This is a genomic window from Klebsiella sp. A-Nf5 (assembly GCF_002810545.1).
Taxonomy (GTDB): Bacteria; Pseudomonadota; Gammaproteobacteria; order Enterobacterales; family Enterobacteriaceae; genus Klebsiella; species Klebsiella variicola.
The window spans coordinates 1-1,739 of record NZ_PIOG01000243.1 but is presented as its reverse complement, the minus strand read 5'-3'; the positions used below and the strand labels follow the sequence as shown (position 1 = coordinate 1,739).

Annotated in this window: 2 protein-coding genes; both read left to right on the top strand. The window is 57.5% G+C overall.

Annotation, left to right across the window (positions count from 1 at the left end):
- Nucleotides 1-15 precede the first annotated feature (15 nt).
- Nucleotides 16-792 (top strand): ABC transporter substrate-binding protein, encoded by a 777-nt coding sequence (locus tag CWM53_RS23325; RefSeq protein WP_074386652.1) that lies wholly within the window; start codon nucleotides 16-18, stop codon nucleotides 790-792.
- Nucleotides 793-919: 127 nt separating this feature from the next.
- Nucleotides 920-1,739: aldo/keto reductase (locus CWM53_RS23320; RefSeq protein WP_100750889.1), on the top strand; the 820-nt coding region annotated here is incomplete at its 3' end.

Sequence of the window (1,739 nt, the reverse complement as noted above, 5' to 3'; positions counted from 1 at the left end):
AGGAGAAGAACGCGAATGAAAAAATCACTGTTGCTATGGCTGGCATTAATGGCGTCGACGTCGGCGCTGGCCGAAGGGGGAAAGGAGATCCGCTTCGGCGTCGACCCGACTTTCGCGCCGTTTGAATGGAAAGATCCGCAGGGCAAGCTGGCGGGGTTTGATATCGATTTAGGCAACGCCATTTGCCAGCAGTTGCAGGCGAAATGCGTGTGGGTAGAAAGCAATTTCGACGGCATAATCCCGGCGCTGAAGGCGCGTAAATTCGACGCGATCCTTTCCGGGATGTACATGACCGAGAAGCGCAAAGAGCAGATTGCCTTTAGCGACAAGCTATATAACGGGCCGGTGTTCCTCGTGGCGCGTAAAAATACCCTGCAGGGCAATACGCCGGAACAGCTGAAGGGCAAAACCATCGGTGTGGAGCAGGGCTCGGCGCAGGAGACTTATGTTAACCAGCACTGGCGGCCGCAGGGGATTAACATTGTGGCTTACCAGGGGGCCGATAGCGTGGTGCGTGACCTGGAGTCCGGGCGCATCGACGGCGCGGTGCTCTCCGGGATGATGGCCGACTACAGCTTCCTGCAGCAGCCGCAGGGTAAGGAATTCGCCTTTGTCGGCGGCCATCTGCAGGACGATACGCTGTTTGGCGCCGGGGCGGCGATCGGCTTGCGTAAAGACGATGAGGCACTGCGTCAGGAAATTAACGGCGCGATTGCGAAGATTCTTGCCGACGGCACCTATAAAAAATTAGCTGGCAAATATTTTAGCTTTGATGTTTATTCCGGGACATAATGTCTGAGTGTACCTGCGGGCATGGAATGCCCGCCGTAAGATTCCTTTTCTGATTATCCAATCACCTCCTCTCCTGACCCCTGCGGTTACCTGAGGGAAGCAGAATATAAGCTAAGGAGTACTCGGCATGATGACACGTCCCTTGGGCAAAACCGGATTTTCCATCGCCCCATTAGTCTTTGGCGGCAACGTCTTTGGCTGGACCATCGATGAAAAAACCAGTTTTGCTCTTCTTGATGCTTTTGTTGACCACGGATTTGACGCTATCGATACGGCGGATGTTTATTCCCGCTGGGCGGACGGTAACCAGGGCGGCGAATCCGAAACCATCATCGGCCGCTGGCTGCAGGCGCGCCCCGGCATGCGTGATAAGGTCAAAATCTTCACCAAAGTCGGCTCCGATTTAGGCCTTCCCGGCCATAAAGGGCTCAGCAAAGCCTGGATCCAACAGGCGGTCGACGACTCCCTGCGCCGCCTTAATACCGACTATATTGACCTCTATTTCTCCCACTGGCCGGATCCGCAAACCCCGGTGGCGGAAACGCTGGAGGCTTTCCACAGCCTGCAGCAGGCCGGGAAAATCCGCGCGATGGGGGCCTCTAACCTGGATGCGATGCAGCTGGCGGGGGCGCTGGAGGTAGCGCGTAAAGGCGGCTTGCCTGCCTGGCAGGTGCTGCAGCCAGAATATAACCTCTACCACCGCTCCGCGTTTGAAGGCGCGCTGTGCGATCTCTGCGTCAGCCGCGATATCGGGGTGGTGACCTACTACAGCCTGGCCTCTGGGTTCTTAACCGGTAAGTACCGCCAGCCGTCGGATCTGGCGCAGAGCCAGCGCGGAAGCGGGATTGGTAAGTATCTGAATCCACGCGGGATGCGGATTATCGATACCCTGGTGGCGGTCGCGGACGAGCAGGGCGTGAAACCGGCAGAGGTGGCGCTGGCGTGGC

Coding starts and splice junctions, on each gene's coding strand:
- CWM53_RS23325 (WP_074386652.1), top strand. CDS start 16: ATGAAAAAATCACTGTTGCTATGGCTGGCATTAATGGCGTCGACGTCG.